Here is a 2028-nt window from a genome sequence, read left to right on the forward strand (position 1 = left end):
GACCTCGGAAAGACGAGCAGAAGCGAGGCCGAGCTGATCGCCCAGGAGCTGAACAATCGACCACGCTTATGCCTCGGGGACCGAACCCCGACGCAAGAAGTGCAACGCTGGAAAGACCGGACTACTAGACAAACGATTCACAACGACCGCTAGAATCCGCCACCAGTACGACGGTCTCGGCGTCGGGGTAGTCGTGGGTGAGCAGGTGATCGACCTGATGAGCCCAGTCGATCTTGGCTTGGCGTGGTCGAACCCCTACGCGACGCCAGCCGCGTAGGGGTTCGACCCCGGCGAAGATCGAGCAGGTGCCGTGGCGGACGTACTCGCTGTCTTCTTTGCGGTCGTGACCGGGCTCGGCGGGGATCGGCTCGCGGACCTGCCCCAGCAACTGGTAGGGCTTCTCGCCCATGCACACCACCGGTCGGCGGGGATCATAGGGGTGGGCGTAGACAGCCAGGACGTCTTCCATCCGGGCAGCGAACTCGGCGTTGGCACGCGGTGGGATCGTCCAGCACTTCTTCCTGTTTGCTACGATCTCCCGCATGTCAATTTCGCAACCTCACAACGGCACCGGTCCCGCAAGTGACTTGGCCGAGCAGCTGTCGGATCCGGATCGCAGTGTTCGCAATACCGCAGCGCTCGAGATCGGATCGAAGTCCGAGGCTGCGTGTGCACACGTACTGGTCGAGGCTTTATGGGCAGAGCCGGACTTCTTTGTGCGGGAGACCATGACCTGGGCAGTCACCCGGATGGAGGAGGCTACGCAGCCGGCGGTGCTTGCCGCTGTCAAGCCGGACCGATCGCCGGAGGTGCGGGTTCAGGCGCTGCACGTGCTCAGCAAGTTTGCTAACCCCGAGACAGTGGGGGTCTTGCTGCCGTATGTCACGGATCCAGACGAGGTAGTCGCCCGCAAGGCCCGATGGGCGCTGGGCCGCATTCGGGAGCCTCGGGCGGTAGCACACCTGGTTGCGCTACTGGGTGGCCACGGGCTTGAGGAACGCAATGCCCTGACCAGCGATGTGGCCGCGTTCGGCTCTGTGGCTGTTCCGGCGCTGGTCGAAGCGCTCGCGGCGGACGATCAAGTAGTGCGGCGGCACGCGGCGGACATCCTATGTCACATCGGACATCCTGATGCGGAGGATGCGGCTGAGGCTCTGGGCGCCGCAGTGGAGAATTCGGAATCACCGGTGGCCGTGTCCGCACTGATGGCGCTCGGCGAGCTGCGTGGTGAAGCGGCCAGGCAGATGATCGAAGACGCACGGGGAGCGGAGAACTCCCAGGTCAGAGGGGTCGCCGAACGACTGGCTGCCGTCAAACTGAAGCGAGCTGCCGGGCGGACTCGTCCAACTAACTGAAACTAATAGCAGCATGTCGCCGTTAAATCGGGTGCTATATGGTGTATGAGTTCTCAATAGTTCACTCCTGCTGCTGAGAGCGTGTTTGAGAAGATCAGGTCGAGGGTGTGAGCACGTACTTCTGCTGGCGGCGGGTGGGTTCACCGCGGGCGATGCGTCGTGTGATGGTGTTGATCGCGGCCCAGCGGATCATGGCCTCGGCGGTAGCGGGGTGGCGTTCGTAGTCGCGGGCGAGGCGGCGGTGCGCGGTGAGCCAGGCCAGGGTCCGCTCGACCACCCAGCGCCGTGGGAGGACGGAGAATCCGCGCTGCTCAGGTGTTTTGCGGACGACCTCGACGCTGGTGCGCAGGATCGTGGTCGCCCAGTCGAGGAGGAGTCCGGCGGACCCGGCGGCGTAGACGAATCGCACCCGGGTGCGCAGGTAGAGGTCGAGCAGGATCGGCTTGGCCCGTCGCGGTCCTATGCCGAGGCCGAGCACGCCATCGTGGTCAGCAGCAGGTCGAAGGTGTCGGTGATGATGAACCGCTTCCGGCCATTGACCTTCTTCCCGGCGTCATAGCCGCGGGTGTCCTGCCCGACGGTGTCGCCGCCTTTGACCCGAGTTTGATCAGAGTGGTTAGTGCGTGACGCGGGGTCAGCCGCGCAGCGCGGTGACGACCGGCTGGAGGTCGGC

At 64.5% G+C, this 2028-nt stretch carries 3 protein-coding genes and 1 pseudogene; 1 reads left to right on the forward strand and 3 read right to left on the reverse strand.

What is annotated here, in order from left to right; genetic code table 11:
* Positions 1–124: 124 nt before the first annotated feature.
* The gene (locus FVA95_RS28465; protein ID WP_205016024.1) at positions 125–544 is read right to left on the reverse strand and encodes a hypothetical protein; all 420 of its coding nucleotides are present in this window, start codon (positions 542–544) and stop codon (positions 125–127) included.
* Positions 545–587: 43 nt separating this feature from the next.
* On the opposite strand from FVA95_RS28465, the gene FVA95_RS28470 reads away from it, so the two are divergent.
* Complete coding sequence (locus FVA95_RS28470) at positions 588–1355, forward strand: HEAT repeat domain-containing protein (protein ID WP_205016025.1); 768 nt, start codon at positions 588–590, stop codon at positions 1353–1355.
* Between the two features lie 94 nt (positions 1356–1449).
* Here FVA95_RS28470 and FVA95_RS28475 read toward each other — a convergent pair whose 3' ends face one another.
* Both FVA95_RS28475 and FVA95_RS34355 read right to left on the reverse strand, forming a co-directional pair.
* Positions 1450–1833: a transposase gene (locus FVA95_RS28475; protein ID WP_149666869.1), complete on the reverse strand. Its 384-nt coding sequence runs from the start codon at positions 1831–1833 to the stop codon at positions 1450–1452.
* Positions 1815–2028, reverse strand: a pseudogene (locus tag FVA95_RS34355) (hypothetical protein); the annotation flags it as partial. The gene FVA95_RS28475 and the pseudogene FVA95_RS34355, both read right to left, overlap by 19 nt.

It is taken from the genome of Pseudonocardia sp. EV170527-09, assembly GCF_008369905.1.
Lineage (GTDB): Bacteria > Actinomycetota > Actinomycetes > Mycobacteriales > Pseudonocardiaceae > Pseudonocardia.